Below are 700 nucleotides of genomic sequence, written 5' to 3'. Positions count from 1 at the left end.
CATTTGGCGTTAACCCACCATTATATTGATGGGGTCTGGTCTCACTGTAGTATCCAGTGATGTAATTTGTGATCTCTTTATCTGCTTCTGTAAAATTCCCATAACCACTAGCGGGTATCCACTCAGATTTCAAACTTCTAAAGAAACGCTCCATTGGTGCGTTATCCCAACAATTCCCGCGGCGACTCATACTTTGCTCAATCTGAAGACGCCATATTAATTGTCTGAATTTCAAGCTTGTGTAATGCGAACCTTGATCGCTGTGATATATCACATTCTCAGGCTTACCCCTTAACTCAAATGCCATTTTCAAAGCTTTACAGGTCAGCGCACTATCTGGTGATAATGACAAAGCCCATCCAACAGGTTTGCGGGAAAATAAGTCTAAAACAACGGCTAGATAGGCCCAGCGATTACCGACCCAAACATACGTCACGTCGCCACACCACACTTGATCTGGTTGAGTTACTGCAAACTGTCGATTTAGCGTATTGGGGATTGCAACATGCTCTTGTGTCGCTTTCCTATAAGAATGCTTAGGCTGCTGACAGCTTAATAACCCAAGCTTTTTCATTAGATTACGGGCTCGATAACGACTGAGACCAATCCCTTTGTTAGTCACTAATTGCGCTATCGTTCGCGCACCGGCAGAGCCATGACTAATACGATGTGCGGCCTTCACTTCACTGCATAAAATAGT

The 700-nt window shown here is 44.0% G+C and carries 1 pseudogene; it reads right to left on the bottom strand.

Annotation, left to right across the window (positions count from 1 at the left end):
- Positions 1-700, bottom strand: a pseudogene (locus tag L5M10_RS24015) (IS3-like element ISSba5 family transposase); the annotation flags it as partial.

Origin of the sequence: Shewanella sp. SM32 (genome assembly GCF_025654235.1) — a bacterium.
Lineage (GTDB): Bacteria > Pseudomonadota > Gammaproteobacteria > Enterobacterales > Shewanellaceae > Shewanella > Shewanella oncorhynchi.
Note: the sequence above shows the minus strand (reverse complement) of the source record. Positions and strands in the feature narration are given on the sequence as shown.